Source organism: Collinsella sp. AF39-11AT, from assembly GCF_003474585.1.
In the GTDB taxonomy this organism is placed as follows: domain Bacteria; phylum Actinomycetota; class Coriobacteriia; order Coriobacteriales; family Coriobacteriaceae; genus Collinsella.
The window spans coordinates 1-17,642 of the sequence record NZ_QROG01000022.1; the positions used below are offsets into that span (position 1 = coordinate 1).

General features: G+C 61.6%; 15 protein-coding genes and 1 tRNA gene. 4 read left to right on the plus strand and 12 right to left on the minus strand.

Annotated elements, in window-relative coordinates:
• Positions 1 to 112: 112 nt before the first annotated feature.
• Positions 113 to 1,279 (minus strand): IS110 family transposase, encoded by a 1,167-nt coding sequence (locus tag DW037_RS08390; protein ID WP_118373160.1) that lies wholly within the window; start codon positions 1,277 to 1,279, stop codon positions 113 to 115.
• A 648-nt stretch (positions 1,280 to 1,927) separates the two neighbouring features.
• Entirely contained in the window at positions 1,928 to 3,709 is a 1,782-nt protein-coding gene (tadA, locus tag DW037_RS08395) for a tRNA adenosine(34) deaminase TadA (RefSeq protein ID WP_118289254.1), read from the minus strand.
• Between the two features lie 51 nt (positions 3,710 to 3,760).
• Between tadA and DW037_RS08400 the strand changes: the two genes are divergently transcribed.
• Positions 3,761 to 3,850, plus strand: a tRNA-Ser gene (locus DW037_RS08400).
• 3 nt (positions 3,851 to 3,853) lie between these two features.
• Here DW037_RS08400 and DW037_RS08405 read toward each other — a convergent pair.
• Positions 3,854 to 4,438 carry a TetR/AcrR family transcriptional regulator gene (locus tag DW037_RS08405; protein WP_117757518.1) on the minus strand — a complete coding sequence of 195 codons (585 nt, stop codon included), beginning with the start codon at positions 4,436 to 4,438 and terminating at the stop codon, positions 3,854 to 3,856.
• A gap of 212 nt (positions 4,439 to 4,650) precedes the next feature.
• On the opposite strand from DW037_RS08405, the gene DW037_RS08410 reads away from it, so the two are divergent.
• The gene (locus tag DW037_RS08410; RefSeq protein WP_089573514.1) at positions 4,651 to 5,202 is read left to right on the plus strand and encodes a LemA family protein; all 552 of its coding nucleotides are present in this window, start codon (positions 4,651 to 4,653) and stop codon (positions 5,200 to 5,202) included.
• Between the two features lie 561 nt (positions 5,203 to 5,763).
• On the opposite strand, the gene DW037_RS08415 is transcribed toward DW037_RS08410, so the two are convergent.
• Together DW037_RS08415 and DW037_RS08420 are read right to left on the minus strand one after the other, a co-directional pair.
• Complete coding sequence (locus DW037_RS08415; protein WP_089573513.1) at positions 5,764 to 6,816, minus strand: branched-chain amino acid aminotransferase; 1,053 nt, start codon at positions 6,814 to 6,816, stop codon at positions 5,764 to 5,766.
• A 289-nt stretch (positions 6,817 to 7,105) separates the two neighbouring features.
• On the minus strand, positions 7,106 to 7,753 hold the full coding sequence (locus DW037_RS08420) for a DedA family protein (RefSeq protein ID WP_117629836.1): 648 nt from the start codon (positions 7,751 to 7,753) through the stop codon (positions 7,106 to 7,108).
• 224 nt (positions 7,754 to 7,977) lie between these two features.
• Here DW037_RS08420 and cysE point away from each other — a divergent pair, with 224 nt between their 5' ends.
• A complete protein-coding gene (cysE, locus tag DW037_RS08425; protein ID WP_089573511.1) occupies positions 7,978 to 8,682 on the plus strand; it encodes a serine O-acetyltransferase in 705 nt (234 codons plus the stop codon).
• A gap of 111 nt (positions 8,683 to 8,793) precedes the next feature.
• Here cysE and DW037_RS08430 read toward each other — a convergent pair whose 3' ends face one another.
• The 4 genes from DW037_RS08430 to DW037_RS08445 all read right to left on the minus strand — a co-directional run bounded on the left by DW037_RS08430 (position 8,794) and on the right by DW037_RS08445 (position 13,508).
• A complete protein-coding gene (locus tag DW037_RS08430; protein WP_117629837.1) occupies positions 8,794 to 10,809 on the minus strand; it encodes an ABC transporter ATP-binding protein in 2,016 nt (671 codons plus the stop codon).
• Between the two features lies 1 nt (position 10,810).
• Complete coding sequence (locus DW037_RS08435; protein WP_233542313.1) at positions 10,811 to 12,526, minus strand: ABC transporter ATP-binding protein; 1,716 nt, start codon at positions 12,524 to 12,526, stop codon at positions 10,811 to 10,813.
• A gap of 48 nt (positions 12,527 to 12,574) precedes the next feature.
• Positions 12,575 to 13,036 (minus strand): MarR family winged helix-turn-helix transcriptional regulator, encoded by a 462-nt coding sequence (locus DW037_RS08440; protein ID WP_118373162.1) that lies wholly within the window; start codon positions 13,034 to 13,036, stop codon positions 12,575 to 12,577.
• Between the two features lie 181 nt (positions 13,037 to 13,217).
• Positions 13,218 to 13,508 (minus strand): hypothetical protein, encoded by a 291-nt coding sequence (locus DW037_RS08445; RefSeq protein ID WP_055251737.1) that lies wholly within the window; start codon positions 13,506 to 13,508, stop codon positions 13,218 to 13,220.
• A 294-nt stretch (positions 13,509 to 13,802) separates the two neighbouring features.
• Here DW037_RS08445 and DW037_RS08450 point away from each other — a divergent pair, with 294 nt between their 5' ends.
• Positions 13,803 to 14,324, plus strand: coding sequence for a nitroreductase (locus DW037_RS08450; RefSeq protein WP_117564325.1), 522 nt, complete (start codon positions 13,803 to 13,805; stop codon positions 14,322 to 14,324).
• Positions 14,325 to 14,365: 41 nt separating this feature from the next.
• On the opposite strand, the gene DW037_RS08455 is transcribed toward DW037_RS08450, so the two are convergent.
• From DW037_RS08455 to DW037_RS08465, 3 genes are all read right to left on the minus strand, one after another.
• Positions 14,366 to 14,941 carry a hypothetical protein gene (locus DW037_RS08455; protein WP_147330885.1) on the minus strand — a complete coding sequence of 192 codons (576 nt, stop codon included), beginning with the start codon at positions 14,939 to 14,941 and terminating at the stop codon, positions 14,366 to 14,368.
• An 84-nt stretch (positions 14,942 to 15,025) separates the two neighbouring features.
• Entirely contained in the window at positions 15,026 to 16,243 is a 1,218-nt protein-coding gene (locus DW037_RS08460) for a helix-turn-helix domain-containing protein (protein WP_118373166.1), read from the minus strand.
• A 273-nt stretch (positions 16,244 to 16,516) separates the two neighbouring features.
• The gene (locus DW037_RS08465; RefSeq protein WP_117817017.1) at positions 16,517 to 17,551 is read right to left on the minus strand and encodes a YeiH family protein; all 1,035 of its coding nucleotides are present in this window, start codon (positions 17,549 to 17,551) and stop codon (positions 16,517 to 16,519) included.
• Positions 17,552 to 17,642: the final 91 nt, after the last annotated feature.

Consider the following 17,642-nt stretch of genomic DNA (forward strand, 5'->3'; position numbering starts at 1 on the left):
GGGACGTGTCTCTATGGTTTTGTCAACCGCGTGCTTCGCGCCATTTCGGCATGACGCATCCGGGCGCCAGGCGCCCCCGCTTGGTTTCCTCTTTGGTTGATCCCGCCGCCCGCTAGGCCGCGTACGGGACGGCGTCGCGCATGATCGCGTAAATGACCTTGAGCCTCTTCCTCGCGACCGCCTTCAGCGCCTTGCTGTGCCTCATCCCCCTCGCCCTGCACTCCCCGTAGTACCTCCCGAACCTGTTGTCCGTGCCGATGAGGGAGTTGCAGCTGAATATGAGCAGGTTCTTGAGCTGCCTGTTCCCGCCGTGCTGCGGCGACGTCGACCTGATGCTGCTCCCGGAGCGCCTGTCGGAGGGCGCCACGCCGCAATAGCTCGCGAGCTCGTCGTGCCCCCTGAACGCGGATATGTCGATCGACGTCACCAGCGCCGCGGCGGTCTTGGGGCCGATCCCGGGCACCGTGAGGAGGCACTCGTAGACCTCGTCTCCCGCCAGCGAGTCGGCCACGAGCGAGTCGAGTTCCTCGATGTCGGCGTCGAGGGAGGCTATCTCCCGGGCGAGTATCCGGACCGCGACGTCCTCGCCGGCCGGGAGCCGCCTTCCCGAGCGCGACGAGGCCAGCAGCGCCTCCCAGAGCCTCCTGGCCCCCGCCGCGGGGGCGCCCGCGCGCCTGGCGGCGTTCGAGAACCTGCGCCAGCCGGCGGCCGAGCACCCGGCGGCCCCGCCGAACTCGGCCAGCATCGACACCTGCCAGCGGCTCGACGGGTCGACCGCGCCCTCGAGCGCGGGGTCGGCCTCGAGCAGGGTCGCGCGCAGCCTGTTCTTCGCGCGGGTCCTGGCGGACGACGCGAACTCGCGCTGCGACGACAGGATCCGAAGCGAGGCGGTCCCCTCGGGCTCCTCGGGCGCCGGTCTGAGGGCGCGGGGCGCGCCGAGCGCGGTGCGCGCGATCACCTCGGCGTCGATGGCGTCGGTCTTCGCGATGCCGGGGAACATCCCGCGGGCCTGCTTCTCGGCGTATCCGGGCAGGTAGGCGCAGGGGTTCCCGTGCGCATGGGCGCGCGCGAGGACCAGTGCGCCGATGTTTCGCTTCTGGTCGACGACGACCAGCGCGCCGGAGCCGGCCCGCTCGAGCAGCCGGTCGATGTCGTCGGGCCTGTTTGCCAGCTCGGCCCTGAAGGCGACGCCCCCTCCCGCGTCGAGCGCGCACGCGCTGTGCGAGCTCTTCCCGACGTCGATCCCCAGGTAGGCCACGGGCGTCTCTGCTGCTGGCATGGTGTATCCTCTCCCTTGAGCCGGCCGTTAGCCGCGGAAGCGACACCCACATTACCCGGCCGTGGCCCGGTCCGGGCCCGGCACATCTCTATCAGTCGTTCCCCGCGGCCCCTCCCGCCCCGGCGGCAACACGTCCCGGGCCCTCTACGGGGCAGGGGCTGACGGCCGTCCGGGGCGGTCGGCCAGCGACCACCGGTACGGCTCAATCGTATAACCGTGCAACGGAAAAGAGCCGCCCTTTCGGACGACTCAAACTGTAATGGGGCTTTTTTGACTACTTTTTGACTGGGGACATCAGGGTGACGAAAGTAGCCAAGAAAGCCCCGTCCCAAAAAGACTGATCTGGTGCTGCGCCACGAAAAGGCCCCATCTACTACGTTTTGGTCGCAGGGGTCGACCATAGCCGACTTTTTCGGAAATCGGCAAGCTCTCTACCTGCGGTTTCATTTTTGCAAATTCCGAGATAGTCGAGGGTGGTCGGTTAAACGTAGTAGATAGCCGTGTTTCGTGGCAAACGGTCCGACTCGAAACCCATGTCGACCAGCCTCGGATGACCATTCACGAAGTTACGGTGGAATACGGACTGAATTGGCACCTTAAAGGCAAAAACACTCCGTATTTCACCGCAACTTATCGAGGGGATGGGTTTTAGAGGCGGGCGAGGTCGTAGGATCGAGCGGCAGACTCGCCGGCGCAGATAAGGTTGGTTATGGCTTCTTGGGGATCGAGCGCCAGCTCAAGGCCCATGGGCTTGCGGCAGATCGTCAAAACCAGGTCGACGCCCTGCTCATACACCGCATCCAGGTTGTCAGCGCGACCGCCCACGACGGCGACCACCGGCTTGCCATAGCGCTTGGCACGGCGGGCCACACCCACCGGCGCTTTGCCGGCGGCGGATTGCTCGTCCATATTGCCCTCGCCCGTTATGACCAGATCGACATCCCGCACGCGCTCGTCAAACCCAATCAGATCAAGCACCGTCTCCACGCCCGAATGTAGCTCTGCACCGAGCGCTAGCAGCGCGGCGCCCAGACCGCCAGCGGCACCGGCGCCGGGCACGCCGAGCACCGAGCCAAACGTCCGCGCACCCTCGGACACGCGCAGCAATCCCTGAGCCCGTACCTCGGCAATCGCCGTATCGAGCAGGCGGCCGTAGCCGACCATCCAGCCGTCGCACCCGCCCAGCGCTTCGACATCGTCTGTCGGCAGGCCCTTTTGCCCGCCAAACACCGCAAGTGCCCCGCGACGCCCCACGAGCGGGTTTTCGACATCGGAAAGCACCACGACACGCGCGCCATCCAAAGCCTGCAGCGCTGGCGCCAAATCAACGCTCGCCACCTGCTCAAGGCCCGCAAGACCGGGAGCGATATTGCAGCCACGGTCATCGACAAGACGCGCGCCCAGCGCTTGCAGCATGCCGGCGCCACCGTCGTTGGTGGCGCTGCCGCCCAGTCCCATATATAGGGTCCTCGCCCCCGCGCGAACCGCACGAAGCATCAGCTCGCCCACGCCATAGGTCGTCGCGGCCAACGCCGCCGACTCCGTGCACGGCGAGTACCCGATGCCCGCGGCTTCGGCCATCTCAATGACAGCCGACTCGTGCTCGCCGTCCACCAGCATCCGGGCAGCCACGCGCTTGCCCAAGGGACCCGCCACCTCGCAGGTCACAATCTCACCGCCGCACGCGGCAACGGCATCGAGCGTTCCCTCACCGCCATCCGCCAGCGGCAGCGCGCTTACTTGGGCATCGGGCCACACGCGGCGCACGCCCCCGGCAACTGCCGCCTCCGCCTGCGCGCTCGACACGCTGCCCTTAAAGGAGTCAATCGCCAGCAGCACACGGCGGGGCCGGCGGCACGCAGGACCAAAGTCAACTGCCGCGCCAGCATCCTCACCGGCACCTGCAAGCGCTGCGGCGTGAGCGGCGTGTGCTTCAAGATCGGCCCCACAACCGCAATCAGCGCCGCCCGCTCCGCGCAGACCGCCAAAATAGCTACTCAGCAGCTCGCGGCATTCATCCGCCAAGACCCCAGCCGTCACATTAAACCGATGATTCAGGCGCGAATCGGCATTGAGGTCGTATAGCGACCCCAGGGCGCCCGCCTTAGCATCGGCCGCGCCGTACACGCAGCGCCCCACGCGCGCATTAACCATAAGCCCCGCGCACATGCAGCAGGGCTCGAGCGTCACGTAGACCGTACAATCGGAAAGGCGCCAACGACCGAGCGACTGAGCGGCGGCGCATAGGGCCGCAAACTCGGCATGCGCCGAAGGATCCTGGTCGAGCTCGCGGCGATTATGCGCCCGCGCGACAATCTCACCCGCGCGCACCACTACGGCACCGATCGGCACCTCGCCCACCGCCGCGGCGGCACGCGCCTCCGACAGCGCCTCACGCATGAACTTCTCATCGATTCCGGTGCTCGTCATCGTTCGCCTCCCCTGTTGCAAATCCAAAACGATGCTATCATTACGACTCACGGAGAGATGGCAGAGCGGTTGAATGCGGCGGTCTTGAAAACCGTTGAGCGCGAGAGCGTTCCGGGGGTTCGAATCCCCCTCTCTCCGCCACTCTTAGTGACTCACCGGCGTCATGGTCCGCTCGAACAGCGCATCGACCACGTCGGCGATTTCGGATCGGCGCTCCAGTACGTGGCCCGATTCCCACCACATGGTGAAGAGCCGAATAATGCCGCCGGCGACAAACTCAGACGTCGTCTCGAGCGATACGGGCGCAAGCGCATCCTCGTCAAGCGCGCTCATCACGCGCCCGCGTATGGAGCGCGCGATGCGGTCGCAAATCATGCTGGTCAGCATGCCCGACATACTGCTCGCCAAAATGTTATCCATGAGCTGCTCATGCGCCAGAATCAGATCCATGGCATCGGCGAACACTTCGTGGCGAAGCGCGCGCACGTCCTCGGCGCCCTCCGCGCCATCCGCATCGGCCCGCTTTTGCGGCAGACCCGACATGAGTTCATCGATATAGAAGGCAAAGTAATCGTTTTTGTCGCGGAAGTGCTTGTAGAACGTCGTCCGACGAATCATAGCGCGGTCGCACAGCATGGCAACCGTCACGTCCTCAAACCGATGCTCTTCGAGCAGCTCAGTAAAGGCCTCGAACAGGGCCCGATAGGTTTTCTTGATGCGAAGGTCCATACGTATCGCCCTCCTCAAGGAAAAGACATCGCTCACTAATCTGTCGCATATCTTACACCTGTATCGCCCACCCCCTGGCGAACGGCCTCACCTTGGTGGAAACATAACGCTTACCGGAAAGTTCGGTATCGCCAAGGGTTGCGGGTATACTAGTAGCGTTACACCAACGGCAGCCGGCGGAAGACGCCGCGGCCATTCGAAACGGAGACACCATGATTCCCGTCATCATCGGTATCGTTGTTGTCGTTGTGATTGTCTGCGCCATCGCCGGCATCTACAACAACATGGTCACCAAGCGCAATCGCATTGATAACGCCTGGCAGAATATCGACACGCAGCTGCAGCGCCGCAACGACCTGATCCCTAACCTAGTCGAGACCGTCAAGGGCTATGCCAAACACGAGCAGGACACGCTTGCCGCCGTGGTCAACGCGCGCAACGCCGCCGTAAGCGCCACCACGCCCGAAGCCAAGATGGAAGCCGACAACGTGCTGACCGGCGCTCTGCGCCAGCTCTTCGCCGTGGCCGAGGCTTACCCCGATCTTAAGGCGAACACCAACTTTACGCAGCTCCAAGCCACGCTCGAAGACACCGAGAACAAGGTGAGCTACGCGCGCCAGAGCTACAACGACTGCGTGCTCAGCTACAACAACGCCATCCAGACGTTCCCTGCCGTCATCTTTGCCGGCATCTTCCAGTTTAAGGAGCGCCAGGGCTTCGAGGCCGCCGAAGCAGCCCGCCAGGCACCGACCGTCAAGTTCTAACAGGTTGCCAGCGCATCCTTAATCCGCTATATGCATAAACCGCCCCGTCGAATGCATACTTCGACGGGGCGGTTTCCCTTGTCGCGAAGGTCCCCCTCAAGGCGCCGTGCATTTTTGGGAGTATTCAGCATGCCCGACAGCTTCGAGCGCCACGATAAATGCCAAAGACCGCGAATATCCCTGCAAATCAAATGCTGTCAGCCCATAACCCCGCCCATCATTCGTAGAAAACATCGATAAATCCCGATTTTTCGCCCGAGGTCGGTATGCAAGGGCCTTCGATTGCAGAATACTCGCAAAAATGCACGTCGCCACCACCCCCACATGGCGCGACGCAAAACAAAAGCGCGGCCTAAAAGGCCGCGCGCCATCTTTCATTCAGATCTATATTGCCCGTAACGGCAGCGCCGAGGTAACGCAGGCCCGAGGGCAACCTTCCTTTCCGGCGCACTCCGCAGGACGAAAGAACCTCCGCCGCACGAAGTGCGCTGCGGAGGTTCTTGCATGTCCGAGGACGCGCCGGAAAGGAAGGTTGCCCTCGGGCCGAACAGCTATGGCAGCTTACGCGACGGTGTAAACCCAGTCGTGCTTATCCTCGACAGCACCAGATTGGATGCCGGTCAGGGTCTCGCGGAGCTTCTTCATCACAGGACCGATCTCGGTGTAGCCAGCCGGGAAGGTCACGGTCTCGTCGGCTCCGTAGACCTTGTTGTCGATCTCGCCGACCGGGGAGATAACGGCAGCGGTGCCGCACAGGCCGCACTCAACAAAGGTGCCGGCCTTGACCTCGGCCCACTCGACGGGACGCTGGTCGACGGTCATGCCCAGGTCCTGAGCAACCTGAACGAGCGAACGGCGGGTGATGGAGGGCAGGATGGAGTCGGTGTGCGACTGCGGAACGACGAGGGTGCCATCCTCCTTCACGAACAGGACGTTAGCGCCACCGGTCTCCTCGACATAGGTGCGGGACTCGGAGTCGAGATACAGGTTCTCGGCATAACCCTCGCGGTGAGCCTCCATCGTGGGCTTCAGGGACATGGCGTAGTTGAGGCCGGCCTTGATGTTGCCGGTGCCGTGCGGTGCGGCGCGGTCGTACTCGGAAACGCGCAGCTTGACGGGCTTAAGGCCGCCCTTAAAGTACGGACCGACCGGGGTCACGAGAATGCGGAACGTGTACTCAGGAGCGGGAGCCACGCCGATTACGTCACCGGAGCCGATCATAAACGGACGCACATACAGGGTTGCGCCAGAGCCGAAGGGCGGAACCCATGCGGCATTGGCAGAGACGACCTGCTTGACGGCCTCGACAAACTTGTCCTTGGGGAACGGGGGCATCTCGAGGCGCTGCGCAGAGTTGTACATACGCTCAGCGTTCATGTCGGGACGGAAACAGACGATGCTGCCGTCCTCGGCGGTGTAGGCCTTCAGGCCCTCAAAGACCTCCTGGCAGTAGTGGAAGATACCACCGCACTCGGAGACATGCAGGGTGTGGTCGGTGGTCAGGCCACCCTCGTCCCACTCGCCATCCTTCCAATGAGCCTCGTAGCTGTAATCGGTCTTCATGTAGCCAAAGCCGAGGCTACCCCAATCGATATCCTTCTTCTCGACAGTCATATGTCGCTCCTTACATACACAGTTGCATACTCGCGAACCCGCACGCAAGGACCGGGGCCGACCGTGTCGCAACGTCACACGCCCGGAGCGTAGAGCCGGACGGGACACGCGGACGACATCGAAGCCGATGACACGTCGATTCGCATGCACGAGATTGTACTCCGCACACGCATCGGATAAAACGTTTTTCTTTAACTAACTAAAGTATTTTCATTTGACCGAAGCTAGAGAGGCCCGCCACCGTAAACGGTGACGGGCCTCAACGACACGATTTGTGCGCCGGCTCGAGCTACGCGTTCTTTTTGCCCAGCTTTGCCTTAACCAAACCGACCACGGTCGGAATAATCGACACGGCAACAATGCCCACGATCAGCAGCTCAAAGTGCTCCTGCACAAAGGGAATGCCGCCAAAGAAATAGCCCAGCAGTGTAAAGACCGTCGACCAGGTGATACCGCCCAGCACGTTATAGATGACAAAGTTGCGCCAGTGCATGCCGCCCATACCGGCGATGAAGGGCACAAAGGTGCGGATAAACGGGAAGAAGCGACCCAGGAAGATGGCCAGGTGGCCCCACTTGTCAAGGAAGTCCTCGGACTTTTTAATGCGCTCGGGCGTCATGGCCTTGACCTTGCCCGAGACGATGATCTTTCGGCCAAAGAAATGGCCGATCATAAAGTTGCACTGGTCGCCCAAGATGGCGGCCGTCCATGCGACGGCCAACAGGGCCACGATGTTAAAGCCGCCGTTGTGGGCAAAGAAGCCCGAAGCGAACAGCAGCGAATCGCCGGGAAGGAACGGGAAGAACACCACGCCCGTCTCGATAAAGATAATTAGGAACACGCAGCCGTAGGCCATAAGCGGGCCGGCGGCGATCCAACTGGCGATCGCGGTGCGCGGGTCCTTGAGCAGCTCGGCGATAAAGTTAATGAAACCCATGAAGTAAAACCTCTCAGTTGTGGGCGCGGACACGTCCAAGTTGACCAGTATACGGTTGCGGCGCCCCCTCGTGCGCAACCCCACAAAAGCATGACTCCATTACCAGCAAGTTTGCATAACTGACACTTGTCGCCCAAAGCAAAGCAAGATCGCCCTTCTTAATCCCTAGCGAATCGCTATACTTTATTGAATCGCATTGTCACGGCGCTGAGGGAGGGCGGCCAGTGAGCTTTATCAATACCATTCGCGAGGACATCAAGACCGTCCAAGCGCAGGACCCCGCCGCGCAAAACGGTCTGGTCATTTTTCTTTCGTACCCCGGCCTGCACGCCAAGTGGAACCACGTGCCCGAGCACTGGCTGTGGGAGCACGGCCATCGCTCGCTCGCCCGGGTGCTCTCGCAAATCACCCGCCACATCACCGGCGTCGAGATTCATCCCGCTGCACAGATCGGCAAACATTTCTTTATCGACCACGCCATGGGCGTTGTCATCGGCGAGACCACCATTGTGGGCGACAACTGCGTGCTCTACCAAGGCGTCACGCTCGGCGGTACCGGCAACGAGACCGGCAAACGCCATCCCACCCTGGGCAACAATGTCACGGTGGGCACGGGCGCCAAGGTGCTTGGCAACATCCACATTGGCGACAACGTCAAGATCGGCGGCAACTCGGTCGTCGTCAAGGACGTGCCCGACAACTGCACCGTCGTGGGCGTGCCCGGGCGCATCATCAAGCGCAACGGCTGCCGCGTGTTCGAGGAGAGCTTCGACGCCAAGCAGCATCGCGAGTACATGCCCGACGATGCCGCCGAGCAGAGCGCCCTCAACCGCCAGGGCATCAACGAAAACGCCCGTCGCGTCAAGGAACTCGAGCGAGAGGTGGCCGAGCTCAAAGCCCTCGTCGCCAAGCTCGTGGACGAGCGCTAGGGCCGTGGGCAGCCGCCACAGCATGAACGCCAGCACAAAAGGCGCGCCAGGGAATCAGCCCCCGGCGCGCCTTCTTTTCGATGCGACATGCGGGACTGCCCCTTTGTCACCTTATGCGAACTGGCTTAGGTAGAGGTCGGCGTAAGCGCCCTCGGCAGCCAGCAGCTCCTTGTGCGTACCCTGCTCGATGATATTGCCGTGATCCATGACCAGGATGAGGTCGGCATCAACAATCGTCGACAGACGGTGCGCGATCACAAAGCTCGTGCGCCCGCGCATGAGCGCGTCCATGGCGCGGCCGATGGCAAGCTCGGTGCGCGTGTCCACGCTCGACGTCGCCTCGTCCAGGATGAGGATCGCCGGGTTGTTGAGCAGCACGCGCGCGATGGTCAGCAGCTGACGTTGGCCCTGGCTGATGCTCTCGGCATCGTTAGCCACCCGTGTGTCGTAGCCCTGCGGCATAGTGCGCACAAAGAAGTCGACCTGAGCGGCACGTGCGGCCGCGACAATCTCCTCGCGCGTCGCCTCGGGACAGCCATAGGCGATGTTCTCGGCAATGGTGCCATCGAACAGCCAGGCGTCCTGCAACACCATGCCAAACTGCTGGCGCAGCTCGCCGCGGTCCATGCAGCTTGTGTCCACGCCGTCGAGCGTAATGCGGCCGCCGTCGATCTCGTAAAAGCGCATAAGCAGGTTGATGAGCGTGGTCTTACCCGCACCCGTGGTTCCCACCACGGCGATCTTTTGGCCCGGCTCGGCGGCAAACGACACGTCGCGCATAAGCGGCTTGTCGGGCGAATAACCAAAGCGCACGTGCTCAAAAGCGACGCGGCCCTCAATGCGACCCGGCAGCTTGGCGGCCTCGTCCGGCAGCGGATCGGCCTCCATCTCGGGCTCATCAAGCAGGTCGAACACGCGCTCCGCACTCGCCAGCGCGCTCTGCAGCGAGTTAAAAGTGAACGACAGCTGCGTCATGGGTTCGGACGCCTCGTAGATAAACTGGAAGAACGCCTGGAACACGCCGACGGTCATGTGACCGGCGACCAGCATGCTGCAGCCCACGAGCGCAATCACAATCTGCGCCAGGCGACCGATAAAGCGAACCGCGGGTCCGACGGCGTTAATCATAAAGTCGGCCTTGGTGCTCACGCGCGCCAGCTCGCCCGAGGCCTCGTGCACCTCGGCAGAGCTCTGGTGCTCGCGGTTGAATGCGCGAATCACCAAACGGCCCGAATAGCCTTCCTCGACCGCGCTCGTGATTTTGGACACCCACTCCTGACGCTCGCCCGTCACATCATGCGTACGGCGCGAAACCACCTTGGTCACCAGCAGCGACAACGCCGTAAAGAACAAAAAGACTAGCGTAAGCGGCACGCTAAACACGAACATCACGCCCACGGCGCCCACCACGGTGCCGATCGACACAAGCAGCTGCAGCAATCCGCGCTGCATGCTCTCGGACATCTTGTCCAAGTCGTTGGTCGCACGGCTGACGACCTCACCGGGACGATGCGCATCAAAGAAGGCAAGCGGCAGACGGTTGAGCTTTTGTGCGATGCGGTTGCGTAGACGCAGGTTGAGGCGTTCGGCCACGCTCGACATCAAAAAGCTCTGGAGCGCATAGAACGAGGCGGCGGCAGTCCAGATCATAAAGTAGACGAAGATGGTCTTGCCGCAGTTCTCCCAGGTGATGTTGAAGGTGGTTCCGTTGGCAAACGCCACCTGAATGTGGCCCCACAGCTCATCGATCACGCGGGCGCTATATGCCGGCGCGGCGGTGTTAAAGATGACATAGAACACAATGCTCGCAAACACGATATAGAAGCGCCAATGGTCGCCGGCAGCCTCGCTCCACAGGCGGCGCACCGTCGCCCAGGTATCACGGGGCGTCTCGTCTTCGTCTTCGTCATCCACGTCGCGCATGCGCTCTGCCTCGGCGCGGGCACGCTCATCCTCGGCTCGTTCGTTTTCCTCGTAAAGCGCTTGACGACGAGCCTCGCGCCCGGCCGCCGCCTTGGCGGCGTCATCCAGCTCGGTCGACGCGGCAGCCTGGTCGACCGTTTTATCGGCAGCGTCCGCAGCGGCGGCATCGACAAGGTCGCCCTGCTTCTTGAGCTCCTCGGTCATGCTACTCACCTCCCTTCATCTGCGATTCCGCGATGGCGCGGTACACCTCGCAGGTTTCCATAAGCTCGCCATGCGTGCCCAGGCCCACGACCTCGCCATCCTTGAGCACGACAATCTGGTCGGCGTGCAGAATCGTCGAGATGCGCTGCGCGATGATGAGCACCGCGGCGTCGCGCGTCTCGTCCTGCAGCGCATGGCGCAGGGCTGCATCGGTCTTAAAGTCCAGGGCCGAAAAACTATCGTCGAAGATATATAGATCGGCATGCTTCATGAGCGCACGGGCGATGGCCAGACGTTGGCGCTGGCCGCCCGAAAAGTTCGTACCGCCCTGCACCACCGGGGTATCGAGCCCCTGCGGCTGATCGAGCACAAAGGTGCTCTGGGCAACCTGCAGCGCATGAAGCATGTCCGCCTCGGTCGCGTCCTCGTTGCCAAAGCGCAGATTGCTTGCCACGGTACCCGAGAACAGCCACGCCTTCTGCGGCACATAGGCAATGCGCCCGCGAATCTCACCTTGCGAAAGCTCGCGCAGATCGACGCCGTCCAGGCGAATGATGCCCTTGGTGGCATCGTGGAAGCGCAGTAGAAGCTTTGCCACCGTCGACTTGCCCGAGCCCGTCGAGCCCACGATCGCGGTGGTCTGCCCGCGACGACAGGCAAAGCTCAGGTCGCACAGGGTGTCCTCGTCGGCATCGTCAAAGCGAAACGACATGTGATCGAACACGGCGACCGTATCGGCCCCGTCCTTTGAGTCGGACGCGGCCGCATCGAGCGTACGCTGGCCATCGACGATGCTCGGCTTAATCTCCAGCACCTGCTGTGCGCGGTTCAGACATGCGGCGGCACGCGGAAGCGTCAGCACCACCATCTGCGCCATCATCACAAAGAACAGGATCAGAAGCGCGTACTCCAGCACCGCCGAGATGCTCGCGATCTGCATGGCGTGGGCGCCCACGCGGTTGCCGCCCACCCACAGCACCGCCACCTCGGCAATGTTCATCAAAAAGAAGCTGGAGCTGTCGAGCCCCACAAAAAGGTGGTTGACCTTAATGGCGTTGTCCGCGTACTCGCTAAACACCTCGTCCAGGCGCTGCTCCTCGTGGCGCTCTTTATTAAAGGCGCGGATGACGCGAACGCCCACGATGTTCTCGCGCAGCACCACGTTCATGCGGTCGATAAAGCTCTGCAGGCGCATAAAAATCGGCGCGGCGTTAGCGACCGTAAAGACCGCCGCCACCAGCACGATCGCAACCACGACGCCCAGCAGCGTGCCCATGGCGGGATCGATAAACCAGGCGAAGATGATGCCCGCCACGGCCAAAAACGGCACCGGCAGCACCAGTTGAATCGTCTGCAGAATCGCCTGCTGGATCACGTTGATGTCGTTGAGCGAACGCGTGATCATCGAGCCCGTGCCAAAGCGCTCAAAGTCGCTGGCAGACAGCTCAAGCGACTTGTCGTAGACGGCGTTGCGGATATCGCAGGCCACGTTGGCGGCCAGGCGCGCCGAAAGATAGCAGCCCAGCACCGCGCCGCCGCTGGCCATGCCGGTCGCGATAAGCATGTAGAGGCCGTTGCGCAGGATGTAGTCGACATCGCCCGTGGTGATGCCGGTGTTGACCATGTTCGCCAGCATCGTGGGAACCAACAGCGTACCGACGTTGTCGATTAGCAGCACCAACAACGTCACCGCGACAAGCCTGCGATACGGCTTCATAAACCTCATTAAGAGTCGCACGACTCCCCCCTCACCTTGATTCTCGGCCTAGCTCTCGGCAGCGATATGCTGCTTAAAGGCATCGCACTCATCGCCGAGCACCCGAGAGAATTTGCCGATCAAGCGCATAATCTCGCGCTGCTCACATGGCTCAAGCGCACCAAAGGCTCGCTGTTCGGCCTTGAGTGCCGGCAACGCATAACGCTCGGCAAACCGCATGCCCGCTTCGGTCAAACGCACAACCTTGTTCTTACGGCTGCCTTCGGCAAACTCCAACGTTGCGAAGCCCCGCGCCGTCAAGGTTTTAATTGCCGAGTTGATAGTCTGCTTGCTGTAGAACCATTCGCTTGTCAGACAGCTTACGGCAACACTGCCGCCCGCCGTGCTGGTATCGACGAGCATCCAGTAAGCGCAGTCCGAAAGACCGCAGGCGCGCGAGAACTCCGAATAGATATGGTCGAGTCCATTGAGCAACCGGTCGAAGTCGACCAGCGTAACCGCACTATTCATCTATCCCACCATTCGATTGTCCGATTTTTGACCAATTTTGTATCTCTAGATTAGTCCGAGTTTTGACTATCGTCAACAGGCTCTCCGCAAATGCTTGCACTTTTATGGCCTATCGGCAGAAAAAGACCGCCGGCGCGGGGGCAGCGCCAGCGGTCACGTGAAAATCGGGTTTTATTGCCCGTTAAGCGGCGACGGCCTCATAGACCGTAGCGCCCGAGAAGCTGTCATGCAGGCTCTTGCCGGCAATCCACGGCAGCTCGACGACCTCGCAGACCGTGTTGACCAGCTCGGAGCAGTCAGTAAAGTGGCCCTTGTCGTTGAGGGCCTCGCAATCCTGAACACGCCAATAGCCATCGGTGTGCGTGATGTAGTACTCGTGATCGTCAATCGTCACAAAAGCGCGCGTCTTGGAACGCAGCAGCTTCAGAAATCCTTCGAAGTCGGTCTCGACGACATCTCCAGCCTGGAACATGATGTTACCTCCTGGCCCGGCGCCACCACGGCGCATTGATAAACGTTGGTACTCCTTTAGTAAAACCTTTATCAGAGGTTATGCGTTCGTCATTTAGGCAAGTGGTAAAAAACCGCAGGGTAGACGGGATAAAACGTTTAACCATCCCATTTGTTTGTCACATTCTGAAGGTACTTTTATGCAAACCTACTTTCCCAATTGGGATCTACCCTTTTGGCCGGGCAATTGACCGTCTATCGTTTGAGCCCGACGGGTATGAACGGGGCATCTGCAACGCCACCGCAAGGAGACACCATGGAGACTATCGAAGCACTCATCCACCGCCGCAGCTGCCGCAAATACAGTGATCGTCCCGTCGAGGCCGAAAAGCTCGCACGCATTATCGAGGCCGGCCAGTATGCACCCAGTGGCATGGGGCGCCAGCCGGTGACGTTTGTCGCCGTCACCGACCCCACGACCGTTGAGCGCCTCTCGCAGCTCAACGCACAGGTCATGGGCAGCAACAGCGACCCCTTCTATGGCGCCAAGACCGTTGTGGTGGTACTGGTCGACCGCAGCGTGCCCACGCACCTGGAAGACGGATCGCTCGCCATGGGCAACCTGCTCAACGCCGCCTATGCACTGGGTGTCGACTCATGCTGGATTCACCGCGCGCATGAGGTCTTTGACTCGCCCGAGGGCCTGGAGCTGCTGGCCAGCTGGGGCCTGCCCGCCGACGGCAGCCTGCGCGGCGTCGGTCACTGCATTCTGGGCTATGCCGAAGACACGCTACCCGAGCCCAAACCCCGCCGCGACAACGTGGTGTACGTTAGGTAATTAGTTCCGCCGTTCTAACGAACGGCGGACCCGCTCGCAACTTATCTTGCCGATGGAGTTGTCGTCGTTTCGTTCGTGTGGGTCGTTTCGGCGCCGTCGCCCTGTTCGCCCTCGTCCTTTTGAGCGTCGGCGATGGTGGAGGCCGCCGCAACGATACCGCGCTGGGGCGCGACGCCCGTCTGGGTCTGAGCGCCCTCGACAATTTCTGTGCCTGCATGCGCGAGCTCGGGCGATTTAAACATCGCGTCCAAGTTGGCACCGTCGCCGGCGTAGCCAAGCGCAGCGAGTGCGATGACGATCACTGCAACGACGACCGCGATCGGAACATAACGATGCCAACCAGCCGGATTGAGTCCGCTGCGACGAGCCGCCCCGCGGCTGATGTAGCCGAGCGTGCCGTCGTGCTTGAGCTTTGAACCCACCACGCGTTTGCGGTCCCACAGCGAGGACTCTGCCTGCATTGCCAAGCGGGCACCTGTCGAAGGATAGCCGTATTTAGTGCGCTTGAACGAGCCGTCAAACCCCGAGGCGTGTTTGCCCCACGTCACCGATGTTGTGCGTCGGTTAACCGGCGCGGCGCTCCGCCTTCTGCGGCTCGGTTTTGTAGTCTCAGCCATACGCCCCCGCACGCCGTAACCAAATCGAAACAATAACGCTTTGGACTGTAGCACACGCGTCGCGCGCGGTCACGGGCGCCTCGCTCAACGGTCATCGTCCTTCAGTAAGCGCCACAGCGTTGTTCGGCTTATGCCCAGCACCTCCGCCGCACGGGTTCGGTTGCCGTGGAGATGATCTACAACCAGATGCGCGATATCTCGCTCGGTATCGGCCAGCGGTCGCAGGATATACAGGTCGCTTTCGAGTGTCGGGGCGCCAAAGGTTGCGGTCTTAATCACGTCCTCTTGGGCTAGCACTTCCTCCGCCACAGCGCGATCCACCGTGCCCGCCCCCACCAATATATACAGTCGTTCCGAGACCTCGCGGAGCTGCAGATAATTGCGCGGCCAGCGGTAAGCATCGAGCGCCTTCGTCGCCGCGGCAGACAGCGTGGGCGCTGCCGTCCCAAATGCACCAGCGAGATATTCCAAATAGCGCGCAATCTTTTGCGACGTGGCTCCCTGCTCGACGATTGCCGGCGCCACGCTCACCGCACAGGCGAAGCGCTCGGTCACAAAGGCGGCTTGATCACTTTCGCTGCCGCCCGGCATGTCATTCGCCGTCAGCACCACATGGCAGCGCGTCGCCAACGCGGTGTCGGCCATCGTGGAAACGAGCTCGCGGAGACGCTGGGGGCCAACCGTGTTCCAGCCCTCAATGCAAAGCGTCAGCCCCGTTTGGAACAACGGCGATTCGGCGCTTTTGAGCAGATGGCGCCAGCCGCGATCCGTTAGCTCATCGAGCGCAACGGCAACAAAGGGCTGATCGACAAAAGGACCGTCCAGATAGAGGCGCATGGCAATCTCGACCTGACCCGTTCCCAGCTCGCCCTCGAGCATAAGGGGCACACCGCGCGCGTAGCTCTCGGCGACCGGCGCAGCCACCGAGGCAGGCCCCTCAACGATGCCGTACGCGCTCGATTCGTAGCGGGCCTCAACTTCGTCGGCGTTGAGCCACTCGATGCCCGCGTGCGCCGCGGCGCCGCGCACCTCGCGGACCACGACGACCCAAAGGCCCCCGCCCTCTTTGTCGGCGGGGCGAACGGTCAGGCTCAGGCGCGTACCCGCACGCCCCATAACCAGACGCGCGCCGTCTCCTATACGGTCGAGGCGTTCGGCAACAAAAGCTGCCACATCCCGCTCAAGCGCCGCGTCATTCATGGTCGAAATCGCGACGTCCCCACGCGCATCGATTGCCAATGCCGAGGCCCCGGCAGCAGCCAGGGCCTCGGTCAAGATGTTCAGCTTGGCATCGCTATCCATGATTTGCCCCTGTCCGCGGCGACGTGCAACCGCCGACGGTCGCACGACCGAGTGTTTCAAAATTGAACGATATTGCTCACCAAACACTATAGGGCAGAAAGCGCCGTCCTGCGAGTATAGGTGTTGCCCCGCATCGCCATCCTGGCGGGGCGATAAGAGCTCTTCGGGACTTATAAACCTGCGGACAAGCCATACCCGCAAGAGCTCCTATCGCTCCACCGCAGGCTTGCGCTCACCAGCAACCAGCAACCAGCACGCGAATAAGCTACTTCTCTACCAGATTCCCAGCACGTGCTGCATTCCCAAGCTCATGCACGCAATGCCAATCCAGCAGCAAAAGCCCAGCGCGATGGGCTTGCCGCCCTTTTTGACCAGCTCGACGATATCGGTATTAAAGCCAATAGCCGCCATGGCCATCACGATAAAGAACTTCGAAAGCTCCTTGATGGGCGCCGTAATGGACGTGGGAAGCTGAAACACCGTGGTGACCACGCTTGCCAGCACAAAGAACAGCACGAACATGGGAAACGCGCGTTTAAGCGAAAACGTGCTTTTGGCGTCGCCGCCGGCCTTACGCGCCAGATGCATCTGCCAGCATGCGAGGACCAACGTGATGGGAATAATGGCCAGCGTCCTGGTGAGCTTGACCACCGTGGCGCTCTCGAGCACATTGGCACCGGGATGCATACTGTCCCAAGCACTCGCCGCAGCCGTTACGGACGAGGTGTCGTTGATGGCGGTGCCGGCAAACAGGCCAAAGCCCTCGTTGGTCAGCCCGAGCATACCACCGAGCGTCGGAAACACGAGCGCCGCGATAACGTTAAACAGGAAGATGACCGAAATAGCCTGGGCAATCTCGCGATCGTCGGCATCGATGACGGGTGCGGTCGCGGCGATGGCAGAACCGCCGCAAATCGACGAACCCACACCCACAAGCGTCGAGATCTTACCCGGCACGTTCATAACGCGGCAGAGCACAAAGGCGATGACAAGCGAGGTCGAGATCGTCGCCACGATAATCGGCAGCGACTGGGCGCCCTTGGACAGAATCTGGGAGAGGTTCATGCCAAAGCCAAGCAGGATGACCGCATACTGCAAGATCTTTTTAGACGTATAGGTAACGCCGGCGGCAAGCGGCTCACGACGATGCTTGGGAAAGACAAGTGCCAGAACCATGCCGATGAGGATGGCGAATACCGGCCCGCCGACCACCTCGATCTGTTTGCCGAGCAGCGTTGCGGGAATGGCGATGATCAGGCAGAACAAAACGCCCTTCCAGCGCTCGCGTACGATATTTGCCAGTTGCATATGGGATTCCTTCTTTCTATTTCACGTTTGCGACGGCTTATGATACGGCAACGTTGAGCACAGCCATGCGTAAACACAGACCAAGATGCCG

What these genes read in the sequence shown, in the direction of transcription:
- DW037_RS08440 (WP_118373162.1), bottom strand. Translation starts at nt 13,036, where the DNA reads ATGAATAGTGCGGTTACGCTGGTCGACTTCGACCGGTTGCTCAATGGA.
- DW037_RS08460 (WP_118373166.1), bottom strand. Translation starts at nt 16,243, where the DNA reads ATGGATAGCGATGCCAAGCTGAACATCTTGACCGAGGCCCTGGCTGCT.
- DW037_RS08415 (WP_089573513.1), bottom strand. Translation starts at nt 6,816, where the DNA reads ATGACTGTCGAGAAGAAGGATATCGATTGGGGTAGCCTCGGCTTTGGC.
- DW037_RS08420 (WP_117629836.1), bottom strand. Translation starts at nt 7,753, where the DNA reads ATGGGTTTCATTAACTTTATCGCCGAGCTGCTCAAGGACCCGCGCACC.
- DW037_RS08390 (WP_118373160.1), bottom strand. Translation starts at nt 1,279, where the DNA reads ATGCCAGCAGCAGAGACGCCCGTGGCCTACCTGGGGATCGACGTCGGG.
- DW037_RS08430 (WP_117629837.1), bottom strand. Translation starts at nt 10,809, where the DNA reads ATGACCGAGGAGCTCAAGAAGCAGGGCGACCTTGTCGATGCCGCCGCT.
- tadA (WP_118289254.1), bottom strand. Translation starts at nt 3,709, where the DNA reads ATGACGAGCACCGGAATCGATGAGAAGTTCATGCGTGAGGCGCTGTCG.
- DW037_RS08405 (WP_117757518.1), bottom strand. Translation starts at nt 4,438, where the DNA reads ATGGACCTTCGCATCAAGAAAACCTATCGGGCCCTGTTCGAGGCCTTT.
- DW037_RS08465 (WP_117817017.1), bottom strand. Translation starts at nt 17,551, where the DNA reads ATGCAACTGGCAAATATCGTACGCGAGCGCTGGAAGGGCGTTTTGTTC.
- DW037_RS08455 (WP_147330885.1), bottom strand. Translation starts at nt 14,941, where the DNA reads ATGGCTGAGACTACAAAACCGAGCCGCAGAAGGCGGAGCGCCGCGCCG.
- DW037_RS08445 (WP_055251737.1), bottom strand. Translation starts at nt 13,508, where the DNA reads ATGTTCCAGGCTGGAGATGTCGTCGAGACCGACTTCGAAGGATTTCTG.
- DW037_RS08450 (WP_117564325.1), top strand. Translation starts at nt 13,803, where the DNA reads ATGGAGACTATCGAAGCACTCATCCACCGCCGCAGCTGCCGCAAATAC.
- DW037_RS08435 (WP_233542313.1), bottom strand. Translation starts at nt 12,526, where the DNA reads ATGAAGCCGTATCGCAGGCTTGTCGCGGTGACGTTGTTGGTGCTGCTA.
- DW037_RS08410 (WP_089573514.1), top strand. Translation starts at nt 4,651, where the DNA reads ATGATTCCCGTCATCATCGGTATCGTTGTTGTCGTTGTGATTGTCTGC.